Origin of the sequence: Candidatus Avelusimicrobium sp., from assembly GCF_050873505.1 — a bacterium.
Taxonomy (GTDB): domain Bacteria; phylum Elusimicrobiota; class Elusimicrobia; order Elusimicrobiales; family Elusimicrobiaceae; genus Avelusimicrobium.
On the sequence record NZ_JBNMIY010000004.1, the window covers coordinates 156,159 to 176,667 of the forward strand.

Annotated in this window: 36 protein-coding genes and 1 pseudogene; 1 reads left to right on the forward strand and 36 read right to left on the reverse strand. The window is 49.6% G+C overall.

Annotated elements, in window-relative coordinates; all coding sequences use genetic code 11:
* Positions 1-7 precede the first annotated feature (7 nt).
* The 35 genes from mreD to ACR0QV_RS03845 form a co-directional block, all read right to left on the reverse strand.
* Positions 8-502: a rod shape-determining protein MreD gene (gene mreD / locus ACR0QV_RS03675; RefSeq protein ID WP_432634694.1), complete on the reverse strand. Its 495-nt coding sequence runs from the start codon at positions 500-502 to the stop codon at positions 8-10.
* Between the two features lie 3 nt (positions 503-505).
* Entirely contained in the window at positions 506-1,303 is a 798-nt protein-coding gene (mreC, locus tag ACR0QV_RS03680) for a rod shape-determining protein MreC (RefSeq protein WP_432634696.1), read from the reverse strand.
* Positions 1,304-1,464: 161 nt separating this feature from the next.
* Positions 1,465-2,508 (reverse strand): rod shape-determining protein MreB, encoded by a 1,044-nt coding sequence (locus ACR0QV_RS03685; protein ID WP_177746080.1) that lies wholly within the window; start codon positions 2,506-2,508, stop codon positions 1,465-1,467.
* A 10-nt stretch (positions 2,509-2,518) separates the two neighbouring features.
* Positions 2,519-2,863, reverse strand: coding sequence for a 50S ribosomal protein L17 (rplQ, locus tag ACR0QV_RS03690; RefSeq protein ID WP_428052909.1), 345 nt, complete (start codon positions 2,861-2,863; stop codon positions 2,519-2,521).
* A gap of 17 nt (positions 2,864-2,880) precedes the next feature.
* Positions 2,881-3,879, reverse strand: coding sequence for a DNA-directed RNA polymerase subunit alpha (locus ACR0QV_RS03695; RefSeq protein WP_428052907.1), 999 nt, complete (start codon positions 3,877-3,879; stop codon positions 2,881-2,883).
* Positions 3,880-3,892: 13 nt separating this feature from the next.
* Positions 3,893-4,522 (reverse strand): 30S ribosomal protein S4, encoded by a 630-nt coding sequence (gene rpsD / locus ACR0QV_RS03700; protein WP_428052905.1) that lies wholly within the window; start codon positions 4,520-4,522, stop codon positions 3,893-3,895.
* A 5-nt stretch (positions 4,523-4,527) separates the two neighbouring features.
* Positions 4,528-4,950, reverse strand: coding sequence for a 30S ribosomal protein S11 (gene rpsK, locus ACR0QV_RS03705; protein WP_177746071.1), 423 nt, complete (start codon positions 4,948-4,950; stop codon positions 4,528-4,530).
* 25 nt (positions 4,951-4,975) lie between these two features.
* Positions 4,976-5,350, reverse strand: coding sequence for a 30S ribosomal protein S13 (rpsM, locus tag ACR0QV_RS03710; RefSeq protein WP_177746068.1), 375 nt, complete (start codon positions 5,348-5,350; stop codon positions 4,976-4,978).
* Positions 5,351-5,371: 21 nt separating this feature from the next.
* Complete coding sequence (rpmJ, locus tag ACR0QV_RS03715; RefSeq protein ID WP_177746066.1) at positions 5,372-5,485, reverse strand: 50S ribosomal protein L36; 114 nt, start codon at positions 5,483-5,485, stop codon at positions 5,372-5,374.
* The gene (infA, locus tag ACR0QV_RS03720; RefSeq protein WP_177746064.1) at positions 5,486-5,698 is read right to left on the reverse strand and encodes a translation initiation factor IF-1; all 213 of its coding nucleotides are present in this window, start codon (positions 5,696-5,698) and stop codon (positions 5,486-5,488) included.
* 78 nt (positions 5,699-5,776) lie between these two features.
* Positions 5,777-6,529 (reverse strand): type I methionyl aminopeptidase, encoded by a 753-nt coding sequence (map, locus tag ACR0QV_RS03725; RefSeq protein ID WP_428061141.1) that lies wholly within the window; start codon positions 6,527-6,529, stop codon positions 5,777-5,779.
* Positions 6,526-7,188, reverse strand: coding sequence for an adenylate kinase (locus tag ACR0QV_RS03730; protein ID WP_432634699.1), 663 nt, complete (start codon positions 7,186-7,188; stop codon positions 6,526-6,528). Before ACR0QV_RS03730 ends, map begins: the two co-directional genes overlap by 4 nt.
* Positions 7,189-7,355: 167 nt before the next feature.
* Positions 7,356-8,690, reverse strand: coding sequence for a preprotein translocase subunit SecY (gene secY, locus ACR0QV_RS03735; RefSeq protein WP_428052899.1), 1,335 nt, complete (start codon positions 8,688-8,690; stop codon positions 7,356-7,358).
* Positions 8,690-9,151: a 50S ribosomal protein L15 gene (gene rplO / locus ACR0QV_RS03740; RefSeq protein ID WP_432634701.1), complete on the reverse strand. Its 462-nt coding sequence runs from the start codon at positions 9,149-9,151 to the stop codon at positions 8,690-8,692. Before rplO ends, secY begins: the two co-directional genes overlap by 1 nt.
* 18 nt (positions 9,152-9,169) lie before the next feature.
* On the reverse strand, positions 9,170-9,772 hold the full coding sequence (gene rpsE / locus ACR0QV_RS03745; protein WP_428052895.1) for a 30S ribosomal protein S5: 603 nt from the start codon (positions 9,770-9,772) through the stop codon (positions 9,170-9,172).
* Positions 9,773-9,786: 14 nt separating this feature from the next.
* The gene (rplR, locus tag ACR0QV_RS03750) at positions 9,787-10,152 is read right to left on the reverse strand and encodes a 50S ribosomal protein L18 (protein ID WP_177746050.1); all 366 of its coding nucleotides are present in this window, start codon (positions 10,150-10,152) and stop codon (positions 9,787-9,789) included.
* Positions 10,153-10,154: 2 nt separating this feature from the next.
* The gene (rplF, locus tag ACR0QV_RS03755; protein ID WP_428052893.1) at positions 10,155-10,706 is read right to left on the reverse strand and encodes a 50S ribosomal protein L6; all 552 of its coding nucleotides are present in this window, start codon (positions 10,704-10,706) and stop codon (positions 10,155-10,157) included.
* Between the two features lie 9 nt (positions 10,707-10,715).
* Positions 10,716-11,108, reverse strand: a complete 393-nt coding sequence (gene rpsH / locus ACR0QV_RS03760; protein WP_177746046.1) for a 30S ribosomal protein S8 — start codon at positions 11,106-11,108, stop codon at positions 10,716-10,718.
* 71 nt (positions 11,109-11,179) lie between these two features.
* Positions 11,180-11,365 (reverse strand): type Z 30S ribosomal protein S14, encoded by a 186-nt coding sequence (locus tag ACR0QV_RS03765; RefSeq protein ID WP_087289315.1) that lies wholly within the window; start codon positions 11,363-11,365, stop codon positions 11,180-11,182.
* Positions 11,366-11,380: 15 nt separating this feature from the next.
* A complete protein-coding gene (gene rplE, locus ACR0QV_RS03770; RefSeq protein WP_428052891.1) occupies positions 11,381-11,977 on the reverse strand; it encodes a 50S ribosomal protein L5 in 597 nt (198 codons plus the stop codon).
* A 15-nt stretch (positions 11,978-11,992) separates the two neighbouring features.
* A complete protein-coding gene (rplX, locus tag ACR0QV_RS03775; RefSeq protein ID WP_432634705.1) occupies positions 11,993-12,301 on the reverse strand; it encodes a 50S ribosomal protein L24 in 309 nt (102 codons plus the stop codon).
* Between the two features lie 3 nt (positions 12,302-12,304).
* Entirely contained in the window at positions 12,305-12,673 is a 369-nt protein-coding gene (gene rplN, locus ACR0QV_RS03780) for a 50S ribosomal protein L14 (RefSeq protein ID WP_087289320.1), read from the reverse strand.
* Positions 12,674-12,701: 28 nt separating this feature from the next.
* Complete coding sequence (gene rpsQ, locus ACR0QV_RS03785; RefSeq protein WP_428052889.1) at positions 12,702-12,971, reverse strand: 30S ribosomal protein S17; 270 nt, start codon at positions 12,969-12,971, stop codon at positions 12,702-12,704.
* Between the two features lie 11 nt (positions 12,972-12,982).
* Entirely contained in the window at positions 12,983-13,186 is a 204-nt protein-coding gene (gene rpmC, locus ACR0QV_RS03790) for a 50S ribosomal protein L29 (RefSeq protein ID WP_428052888.1), read from the reverse strand.
* A 3-nt stretch (positions 13,187-13,189) separates the two neighbouring features.
* A complete protein-coding gene (gene rplP, locus ACR0QV_RS03795) occupies positions 13,190-13,600 on the reverse strand; it encodes a 50S ribosomal protein L16 (protein ID WP_428052886.1) in 411 nt (136 codons plus the stop codon).
* A gap of 13 nt (positions 13,601-13,613) precedes the next feature.
* Positions 13,614-14,345, reverse strand: coding sequence for a 30S ribosomal protein S3 (rpsC, locus tag ACR0QV_RS03800; protein ID WP_177746035.1), 732 nt, complete (start codon positions 14,343-14,345; stop codon positions 13,614-13,616).
* Between the two features lie 3 nt (positions 14,346-14,348).
* On the reverse strand, positions 14,349-14,708 hold the full coding sequence (gene rplV, locus ACR0QV_RS03805; protein WP_087289330.1) for a 50S ribosomal protein L22: 360 nt from the start codon (positions 14,706-14,708) through the stop codon (positions 14,349-14,351).
* A 16-nt stretch (positions 14,709-14,724) separates the two neighbouring features.
* Positions 14,725-15,009, reverse strand: a complete 285-nt coding sequence (rpsS, locus tag ACR0QV_RS03810; protein ID WP_177746033.1) for a 30S ribosomal protein S19 — start codon at positions 15,007-15,009, stop codon at positions 14,725-14,727.
* Positions 15,010-15,011: 2 nt separating this feature from the next.
* Positions 15,012-15,851 carry a 50S ribosomal protein L2 gene (gene rplB / locus ACR0QV_RS03815; RefSeq protein WP_428052884.1) on the reverse strand — a complete coding sequence of 280 codons (840 nt, stop codon included), beginning with the start codon at positions 15,849-15,851 and terminating at the stop codon, positions 15,012-15,014.
* A gap of 21 nt (positions 15,852-15,872) precedes the next feature.
* Entirely contained in the window at positions 15,873-16,169 is a 297-nt protein-coding gene (locus ACR0QV_RS03820) for a 50S ribosomal protein L23 (protein WP_177746029.1), read from the reverse strand.
* Positions 16,169-16,801 carry a 50S ribosomal protein L4 gene (rplD, locus tag ACR0QV_RS03825; RefSeq protein ID WP_177746027.1) on the reverse strand — a complete coding sequence of 211 codons (633 nt, stop codon included), beginning with the start codon at positions 16,799-16,801 and terminating at the stop codon, positions 16,169-16,171. Before rplD ends, ACR0QV_RS03820 begins: the two co-directional genes overlap by 1 nt.
* Positions 16,802-16,813: 12 nt before the next feature.
* Positions 16,814-17,605 (reverse strand): 50S ribosomal protein L3, encoded by a 792-nt coding sequence (gene rplC, locus ACR0QV_RS03830; protein ID WP_428052882.1) that lies wholly within the window; start codon positions 17,603-17,605, stop codon positions 16,814-16,816.
* Between the two features lie 18 nt (positions 17,606-17,623).
* The gene (gene rpsJ, locus ACR0QV_RS03835) at positions 17,624-17,968 is read right to left on the reverse strand and encodes a 30S ribosomal protein S10 (RefSeq protein WP_428037898.1); all 345 of its coding nucleotides are present in this window, start codon (positions 17,966-17,968) and stop codon (positions 17,624-17,626) included.
* A 315-nt stretch (positions 17,969-18,283) separates the two neighbouring features.
* Complete coding sequence (locus ACR0QV_RS03840; RefSeq protein ID WP_432634710.1) at positions 18,284-18,631, reverse strand: hypothetical protein; 348 nt, start codon at positions 18,629-18,631, stop codon at positions 18,284-18,286.
* Positions 18,632-18,641: 10 nt separating this feature from the next.
* Complete coding sequence (locus ACR0QV_RS03845; RefSeq protein WP_432634712.1) at positions 18,642-19,004, reverse strand: hypothetical protein; 363 nt, start codon at positions 19,002-19,004, stop codon at positions 18,642-18,644.
* 320 nt (positions 19,005-19,324) lie between these two features.
* Here ACR0QV_RS03845 and ACR0QV_RS03850 point away from each other — a divergent pair, with 320 nt between their 5' ends.
* Positions 19,325-19,834, forward strand: a complete 510-nt coding sequence (locus ACR0QV_RS03850; protein WP_432634714.1) for a type II secretion system protein — start codon at positions 19,325-19,327, stop codon at positions 19,832-19,834.
* Between the two features lie 300 nt (positions 19,835-20,134).
* Here ACR0QV_RS03850 and ACR0QV_RS03855 read toward each other — a convergent pair.
* Positions 20,135-20,509: pseudogene (locus ACR0QV_RS03855) on the reverse strand (elongation factor Tu); the annotation flags it as partial.

Here is a 20,509-nt window from a genome sequence, read left to right on the forward strand (position 1 = left end):
AAAAATCCTATCTTTGGCGGCAAACCGCCCCTCCGTTTAAGGTCCGGCGCACCAGCCAAAACACCGCCGGAGCCAAGAGCGCCCCAATCACCGCGCCGCCCAGCACACTCCAAAAGCCGGGCCACATCGTGGCGGAGGCAAACCACCACACGAGGAGCGCATTAATCACGCTGACTAAAACAGACAAACCAAACACGCTGACCACCTGCGGGAAAATCCCGTCAAAATCAAACCGTTCCGCCAGCGCATAAATGATACAAGCCGCCACGGTAAAGGAAAAGGCGTTATTGCCAAACAGTTTGGTGCCGAAAAAGTCCAAAAACAGCCCGCACACGAAGGCCGCAGAATAGCCAAACTCCGGCTTCAATACCGCGCAAAAGGCCGCCGTAAAGGCCAGCATAATATTCACGCTGAGCCCCCAAAACGAAAACAACGAGGCAAACGCCCAATGGCATACCGTAGCCGCCACAAACAGCAAAAGCAGTTTTACAAAACTCCACATACGTTATTTGCCTCCGTTCCCCGTAATTACAAACAGTTCCCGCACCGCCGCCGAACGCACCAGCGGGGTTACCTCTACCGTAAGGGCCGTTTGGAAACTTTCGTCCTCACGCACGCCGCTTACCTGCCCGACCAAAATACCCGCCGGGAAGATACTGCTGGTTGCCGCGGTATAGACTTTATCGCCCTTTTCCACTTGGGTTAAAAGGGGAATATATTTAATGCGCACAGCGCGCGGGCCGTTACCCGTTAAAAGGCCTTCCTCTTTGCCGCGCTCCAAATAAACGGCGGCGGAAAAATCCTCGTCGCGCACTAAAAGCACTTTGGCGGTGCTTTCCGCGGCTTCCACCACCACGCCCGCCAGCCCTTCGTGCCCGTCTTCCATAGAAATCACCGCGCTACGCTCCGTTATACCGTCCTTTAAACCCTTGTCAATAATCACGGCGTTCCATTGGGAAGGCTCGCGGTAGGCCACCTTCGCCCATACGCCCTTCCAACGGTGCGTGCGGGAAAGTTTTAACAAATCGGTTAAGCGGCCGTTTTCGTCCAAAATAGCCTCGGCCTGGGACGATAGCAATTTGGTCATTTCAATTTCTTGTTTGAGTTCCCGGTTTTCCCGGTGGGCGTCCAACAGTTCGCGGACGGTTTGGTTTACGTTTTCCGCATATTTGGCCGTAGCGTGCGCCGCGCGCACCTGCGGCAGGAAAACATACGCCAGCACAGCCTTAACGGAAGATACAAAACCTTCCAGCGGCAAAATCATCAGCAGGAAGGACGCCAATAAAAAAATTAAAGGGAGCAAAAAACGCCGGCGGGAACCGGGCGCTTGCTTTTTAGATGACTTTTTTTTATGTGCTAACATAATTCAAATCTGTATAGGGGTTTATCCCCCTGTTAAAACGAAAAAGCGGACACGGTCCCTTAAAGAACTGTGTCCGCTAAAAGGTTTTCTGCAACCGTCTGCTAGAAAGATTTACCGCGGGAGCCGAAGAAGCGGGAGCCTTTTTCGTTCAGTTGTTCCAAAAACTTGCCCGTACCCAAGGCCACGCAACTAAGCGGGTCTGCGGCGCGGTGAACGGGGATATCCGTTTCCTTGCGGATCAGTTCGGTAATGCCTCTTAACAGGCTGCCGCCACCGGCCACCACAAGCCCTCTATCCACGAGGTCCGCGGCCAATTCCGGCGGGGTTTCTTCCAAGGTGCTTTTAATCACGTCAATAATCAGGCGCACCGGCTCCATCAACGCTTGGCGGATTTCTTCCGAAGTTACCGTCAAGGTGCGGGGCAGGCCTTGTGTCTGGTCGCGCCCTTTTACTTCCATTGATTTTTCTTCCTTCAAGGGATAGACGGAACCCAGGTTGATTTTCACTTCCTCGGCCGTCGTTTCGCCAATAATCAGATTGTATTTTTTGCGGAAATACTGCACGATGCACTCGGTCAGTTCATCGCCGGCCACATCAATAGACTTGGCGACCACCATCCCGCCCAGCGAGATAACGGCCACTTCCGTCGTGCCGCCGCCGATATCAACAATCATACTTGCGTGCGGTTCCGCGATAGGCAAATCGGCGCCCATAGCCGAAGCCATGGGCTCCTCTATCAAATAGACCTCGCGCGCACCCGCTTGGCGGGCGGCGTCATCTACCGCGCGTCTTTCCACGCCGGTAATGTCCGAGGGAATGCCAATCACAATTCTGGGACGTAACAGACTGCTTCTGCTGTGGACCTTGCGGATGAAATAGCGGATCATTTCTTGCGTAACTTCAAAGTCCGCAATCACGCCGTTCTTCATCGGGCGCACGGCCACAATATTAGCCGGGGTTCTGCCGAGCATTTGCTTGGCCTTCGCGCCAACAGCCTTCACTTCGCCGGTTTCTCTTTCCACGGCGACGACGGACGGCTCACGCAGCACGATGCCTTTATCTTTGACATAGATCAGACAGTTGGCTGTGCCAAGGTCCATACCTAAGTCAGAAGAGAAAAGCCCCCCAAGATAGTCTATTACCATAAGCGTTCACCTATTCAACCAGTTTAACGATGGCCACTTCGGCGTTGTCGCCTTGGCGCAGCCCCGCGCGGTAAATGCGGCAGAAGCCGCCGGCGCGGTTGGCATAGCGGGAAGCCAACACTTCAAACAGTTTCTTTACGGCCGCGGCATCCTTCAAGGTGTCTTTGGCGGCGCGTTCGTTGTTGGCTTTGGCCAGCGTGATGAGCCCTTCCACCACGCGTCTGACTTCTTTGGCTTTGGGCAGCGTGGTCTTCACTTGTTCGTGAAGAATAATGCTGGTGGCCATATTGTTAAGCATAGCCTTGCGGTGGGACGCAGTCTTGCCCAATTTTCTGTATCCGGTATTTTTAATCATACGCTAAAAACTACTCCTTAAATTTTCATACCGAGCGAAAGTTTCATCTCGGCCAGTCTTTCTTTGATTTCGTCCATAGATTTGGCGCCGAAGTTCTTGATCATTTTCAAGTCGTCTTCGGTCATTTTAACCAAGTCGCGGACCGTGTTAATATTTTCGGATTTAAGACAATTAATGGAGCGGGACGACAATTCAATAAATTCAATGGACTGGTTTAACAGTTCATCCAATTTGGAATTGACGTTCGCGCCGGCGACGGCCCCGGTCGTGGACACGGGTTCTTCCACCGCTTCGTCGCTGGTGGTGGCCACGCAATCGTCTTCGCCTTCAATCGTGAAAATATGCAAAGAACTGGACAGCAATACCGCTGCACGGTGCAACGCCCGGGCCGGAGCCAAGGTGCCGTCGGTGGTAATTTCCAAAATCAAGCGGTCATAGTCCGTTTTCTGGCCGACGCGGGCAGGTTCCACATCGTAGTGAACCTTCACAATCGGGGAGAACAGGGCATCCACCGGGATAAACCCGGCAGGGCGCTGAATTTTGGCTAAATCTTCGGCAGGCACATAACCCTTGCCGCGGGAAATTTCAATTTCCATTTCCAGGCTGCCGCCCACTTCCAAGGTGGCCAGGGCCAGGTCTTTATTGACAATTTCCACGCCGGACGCTTCTTCAATATCCGCAGCCGTTACCACGCCGGGTTTGGCGACGTGCAACTGCAAATATTCACGGTTTTTGCCTTCCATTTTCACGCGCAGACGTTTCATATTGAGCAAAATATTGATAACGTCTTCCCGCACATTGGGGATCGTGCTGAATTCGTGCACGGCTCCCGCGATTCTGACGGCGGTTACAGCGGCGCCTTCCATACCGGAAAGTAAAATCCGGCGCAGGGAGTTGCCCACCGTATGACCGTAACCGCTTTCGTACGGTTCGGCAATAAATTTGCCGTAAAAGTCGGACGCGGTTTTTTCTTCCAGTTGAATCTTTTGCGGAAGGACTATTTCGTTAAAAGCCATTATTGCCTCCAAACTATTTAGAATAGTATTCTACGATGAGCTGCTCGTTGACAGGGTAGGACATTTCCGCTCTGTCGGGCCATCTTAAAAGTTTGCCGGTCATCTTCTCCGCATCGTATTCCAAGAAGCTCGGGCGCTGGTTGCGCTTTTCGGCATCCGTCAAGGCTTTCTTTACTTCCACGTTTTCGGCCAAGGCGGCGTTCAAGGTTACTTTGTCGCCCAAGCGCAACTGGTAAGAAGGCACGTTTACGGCTTTACCGTTTACGGTTACATATCCGTGCAATACCAACTGGCGCGCGGCTTTAAGCGAAATGGCAAAACCCAAGCGGCGGACGGTGTTGTCCAAGCGGGTTTCCAATTTGCGCAAGAAATTTTCACCGGTCTGGCCTTCGGCCTTGGCAGCGGCGTCAAACAAGTTGCGGAACGGAATTTCAGACATACCAGATTGAAGTCTGGCTTTCTGTTTTTCCTGCAAGCGAATACCGTATTCGGACACTTTGGCTTTTCTAACTTTGCCGCCGCGTTTGGTTACGGCAGCCAACTTGTCAATGACGCAGTTGGTGTAGCATTTGCTCCCTTTCAAGAAAAGTTTGCAATCTAATTTTCTGCACTTTTTGCAGCTGGGTCCTGTATATCTAGACATAAATCTTATACTCTCCTGGCTTTGGGCGGTCTGCATCCGTTGTGGGGGATGGGGGTGATGTCTTTAATGGAAGACACGGTTAAACCGGCTTGCTGTACGGCGCGCACGGCAGTTTCTCTGCCCTGGCCCGGGCCGCAAACTTTTACGGCTACTTCGCGCATACCCATAGCAACGGCTTTTTCAGCAGCCTTGTTGCTGGTGATTTGCGCGGCAAACGGAGTGCTCTTCTTGGTGCCTTTAAAGCCGTGAGAACCGGCGGTGGACCAAGCAATCGTGTTGCCCTTGTCGTCCGAAACAGTTACAATCGTGTTGTTGAACGAGCAGTAAATATGCACCACGCCGAATACCGGCGCTTTGGCGTTTTTCTTCTTTCCTTTCGCCGCCGGCGCTTGCGCGGCCGGGGCCGTTGTTACTTTTTCTTCTGCCATATGTTTAAATTCCTAATATTAAAAGTTATTTGGTTTTAGCACCCACGGTTTTTCTTCTGCCGCGGCGGGTTCTGCTGTTGGTTTTGGTGCGCTGACCGCGGACCGGCAGGTTGCGGCGGTGGCGCTGGCCACGATAGGAACCAATTTCAATGGCGCGGTGAATATTTTGCGCCACTTCGCGGCGGAGTTCGCCTTCCACTTTGTATTCTTTCTGCAAAATGGTGTTGAGCAAACCGGCCTGCTGTTCGGTCAAGTCTTTCACGCGGGTAGCGGGATCAATCTGGCCGTTCAATTTGGCAAGCACGTCTTTGGCGTTTTTCTTGCCGATGCCGTAAATGTATTCCAGGGCGACGTCAATTCTTTTATTTTTAGGTAAATCAATACCTGCGACTCTAGCCATATTCTTCTAAAACTCCTTAAATTAACCTTGGCGTTGTTTGTGCTTCGCGACTTCGCAAACCACACGGACTACGCCGTTGCGCTTAATGATTTTGCATTTCTGACATATCTTTTTTACACTGGCTCTGACTTTCATTTATTTCTCCCTATAAGTTATTCTGCCGCGGGTCAAATCGTAAGGAGACAATTCCAGTCTGACCTTGTCGCCCGGTAGAATTCTTATATGATGAACTCTCATTTTGCCGGATATATGTCCCAGAATAATTTTGCCGCCCGGTATTTCTATTTTAAACATCGCATTGGGCAGCGATTCCAAGACTTTACCTTCAATTTCTATCTTATCGCTCATACGACTCCGAGTTCGGATAAATTTAGAACAAACATCCGCCGCGCCCTTTTGAACCATCCAAAAAGCGCCGGCGTGAGATTATTCAAAGGCCGTGAAAATTTCACTGCCGTTAGCCGTAACGGCTACCGTGTGTTCAAAGTGGGCAGCATACTTGCCGTCCGCCGTAACCACAGTCCAACCGTCATCCAACTCCCTGACTCTATAAGTTCCCGCAGTAAGCATAGGCTCTATTGCCAGGACCATGCCCTTTTCCAAGAGCGGCCCCGTGCCCGGTCTGCCGAAGTTCGGGATACTGGGCTCTTCGTGCATATTGCGGCCAATACCGTGCCCGCAGTAATCACGCACGACGCCTACGCCGTTTTGCTTGGCAAAAGTTTCCACCGCGTGCTCCACGTCGCCAAGACGCTTGCCGGGTTTGACTTGCCCGATTGCCTTATATAAAGACTTTTTGGTAACGTCCATCAGTCTTTGGGCTTCGTCAGAAACTTCTCCCACGCCGAGGGTGATTGCGGCATCAGAACAGAAGCCGTCAAGGCGGGCCCCTGTATCTATACTGATAATATCACCACTCTTTAATATTCTATCTTTTTTTGGGATTCCGTGCACAACTTCTTCATTTACGGAAGCGCAAATGGTGCCCGGAAAGCCATAATAACCGAGAAAGAGCGGCGTCGCCCCGAAGGAGCGGATCGTCTTTTCGGCCGCGGCGTCCAATTCCAGCGTGGAGATACCCGGTTTAACGAGTTCGGTCATCAGTTTGAGGACCGCCGCCGTTACTTTGCCGGCTTCACGCATCTTTTGGAGTTCGCTATCGTTTTTTACTTCAATCATTTTGCCTTCTTGATGACATTTACAATGTCTTCAAAAACTTTTTCGGGGGTTTGGTTACCCTTGATTTCTACGTATTTACCGCTGTTCAAATAATAGTTCTTCACCGGCAAGGTATCGTTGTGATACACTTCCAAGCGGCGTTTGACGTGTTCGGCGGTATCGTCTGCACGGGTGTATAATTCACCGCCGCAAGCCGGGCATTTGGTAAGCGGGGCTTCCGGATTGACGTGCAAAATGGCACCGCATTTTTTGCATTGACGGCGGGAGGTAATGCGGCTGACGACTTCGCTTTCCGGCAAGTCAATCATAATTACCTTCGTAATTTCGCGCCCGAGGCGTTTCATCATCGCATCCAACGCTTCGGCCTGCGCCACCGTGCGGGGAAACCCATCAAAAATAATACCTTTATCGGTAGATTTGACGATGTTTTCCAACATAGAAATCATCAGTTCGTCCGGCACCAGGTTTCCGTTTTCAATAATGCCGGAAATCTTTTTGCCGAGTTCGGAACCGGAAGCAATTTCCGCGCGGAGAACGTCCCCGGTGGAAATGTGCTTCAACTGAAATTCATCTTGCAATTTGGCCGACTGCGTGCCTTTACCGGCACCCGGGCAGCCCATTAAAACAATATTCACGTTAAAATCCTTCCTGTCTTTCAAACTACTTTGCGTTTCGCCCCAGTGGAGCCAAACACAAAATAATTTGCCACGAAACAACTACTAATTTTTTTAGATTTTGAGGAGATTTCTAGGCGCCTTTTTCCGAAGCATACTAATTGCTATGCGAGGAAAAAGGGAACAAAGAAATCTCCCAAAATCTGTAAAAATTACTGGACGTTAAACCAGCGGCCTTTGATTCTCTTGCTTCCCTTCATCAACGGCTCGTAATTGCGGGCCAAGAGATGGGCTTGGATTTGACCGACGGTATCCAACGCGACGCCGACGACGATGAGCAGAGCCGTACCGCCGAAGTAAAAGTCCACGTTAAATTCCGCACGGAAGAAATCCGGCAAGACGGCCACCAAACATACAAAGATGGCACCGCAGAACGTCAAGCGGTTCATTACCCACTCAATGTAGTTTTTGGTCGGTTCCCCGGGGCGAATACCCGGGATAAAACCACCCCATTTCTTCATATTATCTGCCAAGTCGGACGGGTTAATCGTCATAGAATTGTAGAAATAGCAGAAGAAAATAATGAGCGCGGAGAAAATCAACATATACCAACCGTTGCTGCGGTTCATCGCTTCCAACAGTTTCTGCGCCCACGGGGCTTCTTGGTTAAAACTGGCAATCGTCAGCGGCAAGGAAATAACAGAGGACGCAAAGATTACAGCAATCACGCCGCTCTGGTCAATTTTAAGCGGCAGATAACTGGTCTGCCCGCCATATGTTTTATTCCCTACCTGGCGTTTGGCGTACTGAACCGGGATTTGGCGTTGTGCCGTTTCCAGCCATACCACTAACGCGGTAATGACAATCGCCGCACCAAAGATTACCAAGGCCATAAAGAAGTCCATTTCGTCCGTTTTCACGCGGTTGACGACTTCCATAATGGCACTGGGCAAGCGGTCCACGATGCCGGCAAAAATGATGAGCGAAATACCGTTGCCCACCCCTTTTTCCGTAATCTGTTCGCCTAACCACATAACAAACATCGTACCGGCCGCGAGGGTCAGCACGGTGGTTACAAAAAACATAAACGACGGATTGACTACCGCCGATACGCCGCCTGCGCCTTCCACTTTCGTGATGGCGAAGGTCATCATAGCGCCTTGCAAAACGGCCAGGAACAGTGCAAAAATACGGGTAATCTGGTTTTCTTTTCTTCTGCCGGATTCGCCCTCTTTATGCATTCTGTCCAACGCGGGGAAAATATGCGCCCCGCGAACAAGCCCCATAATAATGGACGCGTTGATGTACGGCATAATACCCAAGGCCAAAATGGAGAATTTACCCAACGCACCGCCCGAGAAGATATTCATAAAACCTAAAATACCGTTCTGGTGGGCAGCAAAGAGTTGTTTCAAAACATCCGCATTGATACCGGGTATTGGGATTGCAGCCGCAATCCGGAAAACAGCCAACGCCCCGATCAAGAAGAGAAGTCTCTTCTTGAGTTCGGGGGCGTTAAAGATATTTGCAACTGTGTTGTTAGCCATTATTTGGTCTTCTGTTCAAGCACGGTTACGGTGCCGCCGGCTTTTTCAATCGCCGCTTTGGCGGTGGCAGAAAAACCGTGAGCAGACACTTTCAAGGCCTTGGTCAAAGCGCCGTTAGCCAACACTTTGACACGGGTAACATCGTGGATGATGCCCGCTTTCTTCAAGGCTTCGGGGGTTACTTCCGCACCGGCCGCAAACACTTTTTCCAAAGAGCCCAGATTTACATAATCGTAACGTCTGGCAAAATCTCTGTTGGAAAAACCGCTTTTCGGCGTGTGGCGGATAAGAGGCATCTGACCGCCTTCTTTGCTTTCCTTGCGGCTGTTACCGGAGCGGGAAGTCTGCCCTTTCATACCTTTGGTGCAGTAGTTGCCCAAACCAGAGCCCGGGCCAATGCCCAAGCGTCTTTTGGCTTTTCTAGACCCATGTTTAGGGAAAAGTTTATTTAAAGTTACCATTTTATTCTCTCCACAAAACTATTCGGCCTTGGCTGCTTCAACGGGCGCTTCGGCTTTCGGGGCTTCGGCGGCGGCTTTTTCAGCCTTGCCGCGGATAACGTTCACAGCTTCTTTGCTTTTGAGTTGTTTAAACGCTTCCATAGTGGCATACACGAGGTTGCAAGGATTGCAACTGCCCAAACTCTTGGCGAGCACGTCTTTGATACCGGCGGCTTCAAACAAGAGGCGCACACCGCTACCGGCGATTACACCGGTACCGGGGGCCGCGGGTTTCATCCACACGGAAGAAGCACCGAACTTGCCGATGGTTTCGTGCGGAATCGTTTCGCCCACGATCGGGAACGTAATCATATGTTTTCTCGCGTGAGATTCAGCCTTGGCGATAGCCAACTGAACCTGGTTTGCCTTGCCAATAGCAACGCCCACTTTGCCCATACCGTTACCGACCACGACCAACGCGCGGAAACCAAAGCGTTTACCGCCCTTTACTACCTTGGCCGTTCTGGCTACGTGGATGACCGTCGTTTTGCCTTCGGCGAGCGGTCTTGCTTTTTGAAACTCGGCTCTTTTGCCTTTCGCTTCTTTTCTGTTATCGCTTTTAACTAGCGTTTCATTGGACATTAAATTCACCTGTCTTAGAATTTCAATCCTGCTTCTCTGGCGGAATCAGCAAGCGCTTTAATTCTGCCGTGGTACACGCGTCCGCCGCGGTCAAACATTACTTCGCTGATACCTTTTTCAAGCGCTTTCTTGGCAATAGCAGCGCCCAAGGCCTTGGCGGCTTCAATACTCTTGGCGGAGGTGTCAAACTTGCCTTCAAATTCTTTGGACAACGTCGTGGCAGACACTAACGTGCTGTGGGTGTTGTCGTCAATAATTTGGGCATAGATGTATTTCAAGCTTCTGTACACCGAAAGGCGCGGGCGGTGCGCACCGTTTTTCAACAGGTGGCCGCGGCTGCGGTCCTTTCTGAATTGATATCTTTCTTGCTTAGTAGCCATAATTATTTACCTCCCGCCGCAGTCTTACCGGCTTTGCGGGCAATGTGTTCGCCCTGGTATTTAATACCGCTGCCTTTGTAGGGTTCCGGAGGTCTGATTCTTCTGATTTTGGCCGCGAAATCGCCCACTTTGAACTTATCGCTGCCTTTAATCGTTACCGCGCCGGATTTCGGATCCACCACGACCGTAAGGCCAGCGGGGATATCCAAATTGACGGGGTGAGAGAAACCCAATTCCAAATTGAGTTTTTGTCCGGCCACGTTCGCGCGGTAACCCAAACCGTTGATTTCCAAGGTTTTGGAGAAACCGTTCGTAACACCTTCAATAATATTGAAGACGTTCGCGCGGGTGGTGCCGTGGATAGCGTTAAGTTCTTTCACACGGTTTTCCGGGATGGAGAAGGTCAACACGGCCCCATCCAATTTCGGGGTTACGCCTTCCGGCACGGTGTAGGACAAGGTGCCCAAAGCGCCGGTAGCGGTGATGATGTTCTCTTTAATTTCCACTTTGGTTTTAGCGGGAATATTGATAATTTTTTTACCGATTCTGCTCATATTCCCCCCTTACCAGACCTGGCACAAAAGTTCACCGCCGATTTTGGCGGCTTTGGCTTGCGCGTCGGTCATTAAGCCTTTGGAAGTGGAAAGAATAGAAATACCAAAAGCGCCGCGAACTTTCGGAATATTGTTGTAAGCGCTATATACGCGGGAACCCGGTTTGGACACTCTTTTGAGGCCCTGGATTACGCATTCGTTTTCCGGCGTGTATTTCAAAAATACTCTTACCACGCCGCCCTTGGTTTCGTTGTGGACGGCTTTGAAATTGGCGATGTATCCTTCTTCTTTGAGGATGCGCGCAATTTCGGTTTTGATTTTAGAAAAAGGGATATCCACTTTTTCTTTTTTCTTCATATTGGCGTTTCTTATTCTGGTTAAGAAATCTGCGATTGGATCCATATTCTAGGTTATCGTCCCAAGCCACTTTCCTGTTGCGGAGTTGGCCCGAAAGCGATACCTCCTCCTGTAAATTACCAGCTCGATTTTCTAAGACCCGGGATTAAACCCTGGTGTGCCATCTTTCTCAGGCAGATACGGCAGAGACCGAAGTCGCGGTAGTAACCTCTTGCGCGGCCACAGATTTGGCATCTGTTGTGATAGCGCACGGCGAACTTTTGGTCCTTAGCCATTTTTGCAACCCATGCTTTAGTAGCCATAAAGTTTTAGTCCTCTTATTTAGTAGCCGATTTGCGGAAGGGCATACCCATATAATCCATGAGCAGGCGACCGCCTTTATCGTTGCCGGCCGTGGTAACGAACGTAATGTTCATACCGTGGGCTTTGGGTGATTTTTCCACATCAATTTCCGGGAAAATATAATGTTCTTTAATACCCAGGTTCAAGTTGCCTTTACCGTCAAAACTCGGGTTGAAACCCTGGAAGTCGCGGATACGGGGGCAGGCGATCATAATGAAGCGTTCCATAAATTCATACATTCTCGCACCGCGCAGCGTTACGCGCACGCCGATAGGCATACCTTCTCTAAGTTTGAAGTTAGAGATGGATTTTTTGGCGCGTCTTACTTGGGCAGCCTGACCAGCGATGGCGGTCAAATCTTCTTTGGCCACTTCCAACGCTTTAATGTCTTCACGGGCATCTTTTACACCGATGTTGATCACGATTTTCGTGAGTTTCGGCGCAGCCATCGGGCTCTTTACACCCATATCTTTGAGCAAGGCCGGAAGCACTTTTTCTTTATAAAGGGCCTGCAAGCGGGGAGTATATCCCTCGGGCGCCTTCGTTACGTTTTTCGTTTCTTTCTTAGTCATTTTCTCTTACCTGGATTAAATGATCGGCTCGTTGCATTTGCGGCAAACGCGTACTTTTTTACCGTCGGCCGAAACTTGCACTTTGGGCGTCATCGCTTTTTTGCATTTACCGCAGATGACCGCTACGTTAGAAGCATCCAACGCCGATTCCATCTGGATGATGCCGCCTTGCTTATTTTGAGTAGGCTTCGTGTGTTTGGAAATCATATTCACGCCGGCAACTACTACTTTGTTTTTGCCCGGGTTGACGGATTTCACTTCGCCTTTCTTGCCTTTGTCCTTGCCGGCCAAAACCAGCACGGTATCTTTCTTCTTGATAATCATACTCTATACCACCTCAGGAGCCAGGGAAATGATTTTCAAAAAGTTCTTTTCTCTGAGTTCTCTGGCAATGGGCCCGAACACACGGGTGCCTTTGGGTTCGCCGTTATCGTTGATGATGCAAACAGCGTTGTCATCAAAACGAATATAGGAACCGTCTTTTCTTCTTTTTTCGCGGGCCACGCGAACGACTACCGCGCGGACTACGTCGCCTTTTTTAATGGCGGAGGTAGGGATCGCATCTCTGACGGAGCACATCACGACATCTCCCAAAGTTGCGATATCCCGGTGGTGGCCGCCGCGCACTTTAAAGCACTGCACTTTACGCGCGCCGGAATTGTCGGCCACATTGACTATGCTTCTTAATTGAATCATACTTTAATAACTCCGTAGTTTTTAAAAACTAAGCTCTGGCTTTTTCCACAATCTTGGAAACACGCCATTTCGTCGTTTTGGAAACGGGACGGGTGCTCATAATTTCCACTTTGTCGCCGATTTTGCTTTCGTTGGCCTCATCGTGCGCGTGGAATTTGGCCGCTCTTTTGAGCGTTTTGCCATAGCGGTCGTCGTGAACCAGGCGTTCTACCGCAACGGTGCGGGTTTTGTCCATTTTGTCGGACACAACCACGCCGGTGAGGACCTTTCTTTTAGCACGGGTTTCTTGATTTTCCATTTTTAAAACCTCTATTTTTGCTCTTTCTTCTGGTTGATCAGCGTTTGCAAAAGAGCAATTTCGCGTCTGACCGCTCTGATTTCCATCGGGTTAGCGATGGGAGTGGTGCTGTGTTTGAAAAGAAGGTTGAACTTCTTTTCTTGGGCTTTGCCGAGCGCTTCATTCAGTTCGGCCAACGTTTTCTTTTTCAAAGCTTCTTTTTCGTTCGTTTTCATAAACTACCTTCTGCTTACCAATTTCGTCTTAATCGGCAGTTTGTCGGAAGCCAAACGCATCGCTTTTTTGGTGTCTTCCACGGAAGCGCCTTCCAATTCAAACAAAATTCTGCCGGGCTTCACCACAGCGGCCCAGTATTCGGGCGCGCCTTTACCTTTACCCATACGGGTTTCGGCGGGGTGTTTCGTAATGGCTTTGTCCGGGAAAATGCGAATCCACAATTTGCCTTTTTTCTTGATGAAGCGGGACAAGGTAATACGGGCAGCTTCAATCTGCCGGGCGGTAATCCATTTGGGTTCCAACGCTTTCAACCCAAATTCGCCGAACACCACTTCCGTACCGCGCTTGGCATTACCTTTAATGCGCGGCGCGCTGAAGGGCTTGCGATATTTAACTCTTTTAGGCATTAACATAAGTCAAAGTCCTCTATTTGGTTTCCACGGCCGGGGCGGCAACTTCCGTCGCGCCTTCGGTGGAACCGCTTTCCATGTCGCGATGTTTCTTGAGTTCGTTCATAATCTCTTTCGGAGATTTGGCGAAGTGGGTTCTCTTGAAAATCCAGACTTTAATGCCGATTTTACCGCTGATGGTGTTGGCTTCGGTGAAACCGTAGTCAATATCGGCGCACAAGGTGTGCAGCGGAACGCGGCCTTCGCGTTTCCATTCGGTGCGGGCGATTTCCGCGCCGCCGAGTCTGCCGGACACCATAATTTTAATACCGAGCGCTTTGCCGGACAAGGCCTTTTCAATCGCTTTCTTCATAGCGGCACCGTAGTGAGCGCGCTTTTCAAGTTGCATAGCGATGTTCTGGGCTACCAGTTGGGCGTCCGTTTCCGGATTTTTGATTTCAATCACGTTGACGAAAGTTTTGCTGCCGGTAAGGGCTTCCAATTCTTTTCTCAACGCTTCAATATCGGCGCCTTTTTTGCCGATTACCACACCCGGGCGGGCGGTGTGAACATTCACACGCAAGAACGCACCGGCTCTTTCAATGCCGACGTAACTGACAGCCGCCATTTTGAATTTGTCGTCAATGATTTTGCGGATATCAAAGTCTTCTTTAATAAGCGCCGGCATATTCTTGGGGGCGAACCATCTGGAACGCCAATCCTGAATATAACCTAATCTAATTGACCGGGGATGAATCTTGTGTCCCATAAATTAGCGACCTCCCTTTTTTTCGTCGGTAACAATGACAGTCAAATGACACATACTTTTCTTATAGGGCATAGCGCGACCTTGCGGGCCGGGCTGTACTCTTTTCAAGTGGCCGCTGGGGCCGAGGTTAGCAAACGCTTCTTTAATGAAGACTTTGCTGAAATCCAGTTTTTTGCCGGCTTTCACTTCCAGGTTAGCGGCGGCGCTGTGTAAAGTTTTGGCCACCAAATCCGAGGTGCGTTTGGCTACGAAAGGAAGAACTTCCTCCGCCGCCTTGACGTTTTTACCGCGGATTTGATCCAGCACCAAGTTTACCTTGCGGCTGCCGAAACGTTGAAATTTAGCTTTTGCACAAGCTTCCATATCAAATCCTCAACTCTTATTTCAGGGCGGTGGAATCTTTCGTCATACCACCGTGACCTTTGAACAAACGAGTGAAAGAAAATTCACCGAGTTTGTATCCTACCATTCTTTCGGAAACGTAAATGGGAAGAAATTTTCTGCCATTGTGCACCAGAAACGTGTGTCCCACGAATTCCGGCACGATGGTGCAGGCTCTTGCCCACGTCTTGATAGGTTTCTTTTCGTTGGAGGCGTTCATCGCCTGAACTTTTTCCAACAGGTTTAAATCCACGAACGGACCTTTTTTAGTTGATCTTCCCATAATTACTTAACCTTGTTTTTTCTTCTGTCGCTGACAATCATCCAGCCGAACGCTTTTTTGGTGGAGCGAGTCTTCAGACCGCGAGTCTGCTGGTTCCACGGAGAGCGCGGAATATTTCCGCCTTTACCGTGCCCACGGCCGCCGCCCATCGGGTGGTCAACCGCGTTCATAGCGCTACCGCGTACGGTAGGTCTTTCGCCGCGATGTCTGTTTCTGCCGGCGTTGCCGATTACGACGTTGCCGTGGTCAATGTTGCCCACTTGGCCGATCGTCGCGCAGCAAGCGCTGGGAACCAAGCGAATTTCACCGGACGGCATTTTGATATGGGCGTAGTCCGCTTCTTTGGCCATAAGTTGGGCCTGGCTGCCCGCGCTGCGAGCCAACTGGGCGCCTTTGCCAACTTTCAATTCAATCGCGTGGATAAAAGTACCTTCGGGAATATTTTTAAGAGCAAGGCAGTTACCCACTTTAATATCAGCGGCCGGGCCGGACATTAACACATCGCCCACCTGTACGCCGAGCGGATGGAGAATATATCTCTTTTCGCCGTCAGCGTAATTTAAAAGACAAATACGGGCGCTTCTGTTCGGATCGTATTCAATGGATACGACTTTGGCCGGAATACCGTATTTTTCTCTTCTAAAATCAATTTGTCTGTAAGCACGTCTGTGGCCACCACCAATGTGGCGAACCATAATCATACCGGTGTTGTTTCTGCCGCCGGTTTTGCGCAGACCTTTGGTTAAACTCTTCTCCGGAGTGGTCTTGGTGATATCGGAATAATCCGAAACCGTAATCGTTCTGCGGGAAGGGGTGTAAGGTCTAAATGACTTAATAGGCATAGTTAGTAGTTTCTCCTTTCGCTACTTTGAAGCGGCTTCCACCACTTCAATTTTATCGCCTTCTTTCAAGGTAACAAAGGCCTTTTTGTAATCAGGTCTTTTACCTTCAAAGCGACCCATACGGTGGGTTTTGCCCGTTACGTTAATGGTGTTGATTTTGGTAACGGTTACATTAAAGATTTTTTCCACCGCGGTTTTGATTTCGCCCTTGGACGCGGTTTTGGCCACTACGAAACCGTAGCGGTTATGCGTGTCTCTTTCAATAAGACTTTTTTCAGTCAAAAGGGGCTTTTTTAACGTTTCATACGTGCGGGACATTATTTCGTCTCCTTGGCGAAGGTATCGCACAGTTTTTCAACAGCGTCTTTGGTCAAAATGACTTTGGAACTGTTGAGCACCACGTAGGCGTTGATGTCCTGCGTCGGAATATGGGTTAAACCTTCCATATTGCGGCAGGCCAAAGCGGCATTTTCGTCGGCAAAGTTATCAAGCACCAACGGTTTGCGGCCGGCGGCTAACGTTTCCATTACAGCGGCAAAGGCTTTGGTTTTGGGTTCTTTGAAGGTCAAAGAGTCCAAGACCACCAAGTTGCCTTCGGCGAGTTTGGTGGAAAGAGCCATAGCCAAAGCGGTTCTGCGTTTGGCGGCCGGCAAATCCTGACGATAGGAGTGCGGGGTCGGACCAAAAGCGATACCACCGTGGCGGAACTGCACGGCGCGCAAGCTGCCCTGACGGGCGCGGCCGGTGCCTTTCTGTTTCCACGGTTTCTTGCCGGTGCCGGACACTTCGCTGCGGGTTTTCACATCAGCGGTGCCGCGTCTTTGGTTGGCCAAAAAGGCGGTGATGACTTCGTGCAGGAACGTAGGGTTGGCTTTGACGGCGAACAAACTGTCCGGCAGAGCGCAGGTCCCTTTTTCTTTTCCTTTAATATCTAAAACTTTAGTTTCCATGGGTCAAAGTCCTTACTTCTTGTTGGCGGCTTTGGAGGCAGACACTTTATGCTGCACAGGCGCCACATAGTGTTTTTTGTATTTGGAAGTTTCCAAGACGGAGACGATAGAACCTCTCGCACCCGGCACAGAGCCTTTAAGGAACAAGAGACCGTTTTCGTTATCCACTTTCACAACTTCAATCTTGGCGACGGTATGGGTGGTGGTACCATAGTGGCCAGCCATACGCTGACCGGAAAGCACTTTACCCAAAGAGCGGCGGGAGCCCAAGGAACCCGGAGCGCGGCATCTGTCAGACGCACCGTGGGAATCAGCCTGACCGGCGAAGCCGTGGCGTTTCATCGCACCGGCAAAACCGTGGCCTTTAATTTTCCCCTGGACGTCCACATAGTCGCCGGGTTTAAAAATCTTTTCAAGTGAAATGACTTGACCAATTTCAAAACCATTTACGTCGGCCACACGGCATTCCTTCATATGTTTGACCGGCGCCACATTGGCTTTTTTGAAATAACCGAGTTCAGGTTTGTTAAGTTTGTTTTCTTTCACTTCGCCAAAACCCACGCAAACGGCGTTGTAGCCGTCTTTATCCTGGGTTCTGACACGTACAACTTTGCACGGACCCGCTTTTACAACGGACACACCGTGAAGGTTGCCTTTTTCATCAAAGAGTTGGGTCATACCCACTTTCTCGCCGATTACGAAACGAAACGTAGCCGGGGCTTCTTTGACAGTTTCTGCTTTGGCCGCTTCAGCAACGGGGGTTGCCTCTTGGGCACCAGCAGCGTTTTTGATTTCTTCAGTCATATTCTATCAGGTTTCCTGTTAGTTGCTTTTGATTGCCACGTCCACGCCGGCCGGCAAGTCTAATTTCATCAACTCGTCAACGGTCTTGGAGGTGGGACTTTTCAGATCAATGAGTCTTTTGTGAATACGCATTTCAAACTGTTCTCTGCTCTTTTTATCGGTATGGGGAGAGCGAAGCACGGTGTACTTCTTAATCCGAACCGGGAGAAGAACAGGACCCGCCACGATGGCGCCCGTTTTTTGTGCGGTTTCCACAATGCGAGAAACCGAGGCGTCCAACATACGGTGATCGTAAGAACGCAATTTAATGCGGATTCTTTCTTGGCTCAATACTTTCGCCTTTTTTTCTGTTTTTTCTACCATTTTTGGTTTTCCTTAAATGTTTTTTACAAAAAAATTATTCGGCAGAAACTCCTCCCCCGGGTCGCTTTCTCCGACGAGCCGGTGTGGAATTTCCTGCCTTTCGTCCAATTCAGTACATTTTATTATACCAAATTAGTGGGCTTTTGCGCTATACAAATACTCACGTTTTTCACCATTTCGTTTCTTTGTATAACGCCTAAAATTCGCTTATATATATTGTATAATATCCGTCTTGTATTGTAAAGGCTTTCTTCGTCGGGCCCCGCAATACAGCGCCCGGCCCCGTTTTGGGACCGGGCCAAAAACCGTTCTGCCTTAAAAAGCCACCGCTTTGGGCGCAATCAGTTTGCCCGTGCAAACATTGTTTACGCAAGAGGTGGTAATGCGGGTATAGCAGGCTTCGCGCGTGCAACCGGCATTGGCGCAGGTGTTTTCAAACACTTTTTGAACTTTGTCGGCCGCCGTTTTATTTACGGCTTCAAAACCCGCGCAGGGGCAGCAGCCCTTTTGGACGGCTACGCAATCCGCATCCGTTTGGCAGGTTCTGTCCGCCGCGGCTACGGCTTTGGTCAGCTTGGCCGGAGTGGCGTTAATCCCCGCCCCGGTAGAGGTGCAAGCGCCCAACGTAGCGGCGCAGGCTAATACGATTAGAATCTTCTTCATTTCTATCTCCTTATTTGGCAAAATAATCTTTCATTGGCTTGGGTGTACCCACGCAAGTCCCGTTTTGGCAGGACGTATTAATTTCAACATAGCACATTTGCAAGGTGCAAACGGCCTGGGCGCACTCTTTATTTAAACGCTGATTGAGCAATTTGGCCGCATCTTTATTGACGGCTTCGTTGCCGGCACACGGACAGCAGCCCTTGCCCACAGAAGTACAATCTTCGTCCACGCGGCAAGACTTATCCGCCGATTGCAAGGCCGCGGCATAGGTTTTGGCTTTCAAGTTAACAGGCGAAGCGCCCTGCTCCGTAGCCGCACAGCCCGCTACGAAAAAGACCACCCCCAACAGTCCCAATACTTTAATGTTCATTGGTTTAACTCCTTTTACAGTGATTACTTATATTATACCAAACTGGGAGAATACGTCTAAATTTGTTATACTTAAAGTGTTGTAAAACAAAATTTCATCTGTTTTTGGAACCGTGTGAACGGTGTTGCCGAAAGGTACAGTTATACTCCAAAAACAGTCGTTTGAGGCACAAGATAAAGGGAAGTCATGAGCCCTTTGTTTTGTGCCAAGTGTTTGTCGCCTTTGTGGCGACAAACCACGGCTGTTTATTGGGCTTCGTATAACTGGGCCTGGATAAATGGCCGTTTTTGTTTGGGTTCCAAAAGCGCCAAGGAGCCTTTATGAACAACAGTTATACCTTATCCCCCAGCCGGGGGTTTACCCTGATAGAACTATTGGTAGTGGTGCTGATAATTGGCATTTTATCGGCCGTCGCCCTGCCGCAATACACCAAAGCCGTAGAAAAAGCCCGTATAGCGAAAGCCCTCAACAATATCAAAACAATGCAGGATAACATTGATTTGTATTTATTAGAAAACGGCGGATTTCCCGCAAAACAAATATCCTATAAAGATATTCCGCACTCCATAGAATTGCACGGGGTAACAGATGTTAACGACGGCGACGCTTATGAGAGCAAAGACTTTTTGTATAGCTCTTCTTGCTGGAGTTTTGCTTGCGATATCCAAGTAGATAAAAATACGGATTCCGATGATTGGTACACTCTGTATCTTACTAGGAATAATCAAGGTTGGAACCGTGAGTGTTTTATACAAATAAATGATTTCGGACGCCGAATTTGCAAATCTTTACAGGGGGAAGGATGGATATACATAGATGGAGAGATTTAATTTTATCGCACTAAAAACAAACTAATAGGCCATTAAACGAAACAATTTACCTTTTTGCTGTTTGGCCGCTCTTTGCTCCGTTTATAAAAAGCGTTCGCGGCGGACAAGAAATTTTATTGTTTGAGCGCAGCGAGTTATAAAATTTCCCGCTGCGAACTGCTTTTTATGGAGCCCGAGCGGCGAGTTTTTTGTTACTTTTTGACGGCGCAAAAAGTAAGAAGTATCTACAAATGGGTGCTCCTTAAACAAAAAAGGAGGGCCGAAAATTCGGTCCCCCTGTTTGTACATCAAGCAGTAAAACTACTCAATAATTTTGGTTACAACGCCAGCGCCTACCGTATGGCCGCCTTCGCGGATTGCGAAGCGCAAGCCTTCTTCCATCGCCACAGGCGTAATCAATTTTACTTCAATTTCGGCGTTATCACCGGGCATAATCATATCTTGTTTGAAGGACAATTCACCCGTTACGTCCGTCGTTCTCAAATAGAACTGCGGTTTATAACCAGGAGTCAACGGAGTGTGGCGTCCGCCTTCTTCCTTCTTCAAAATATACACTTGCCCCATAAAGTGTTTGTGCGGATGTACCGTCTTAGGAGCAGCCAATACTTGACCTCTTTCCACTTGGTTCTTGTCAATACCGCGCAACAAAATACCTACGTTGTCGCCAGCGATACC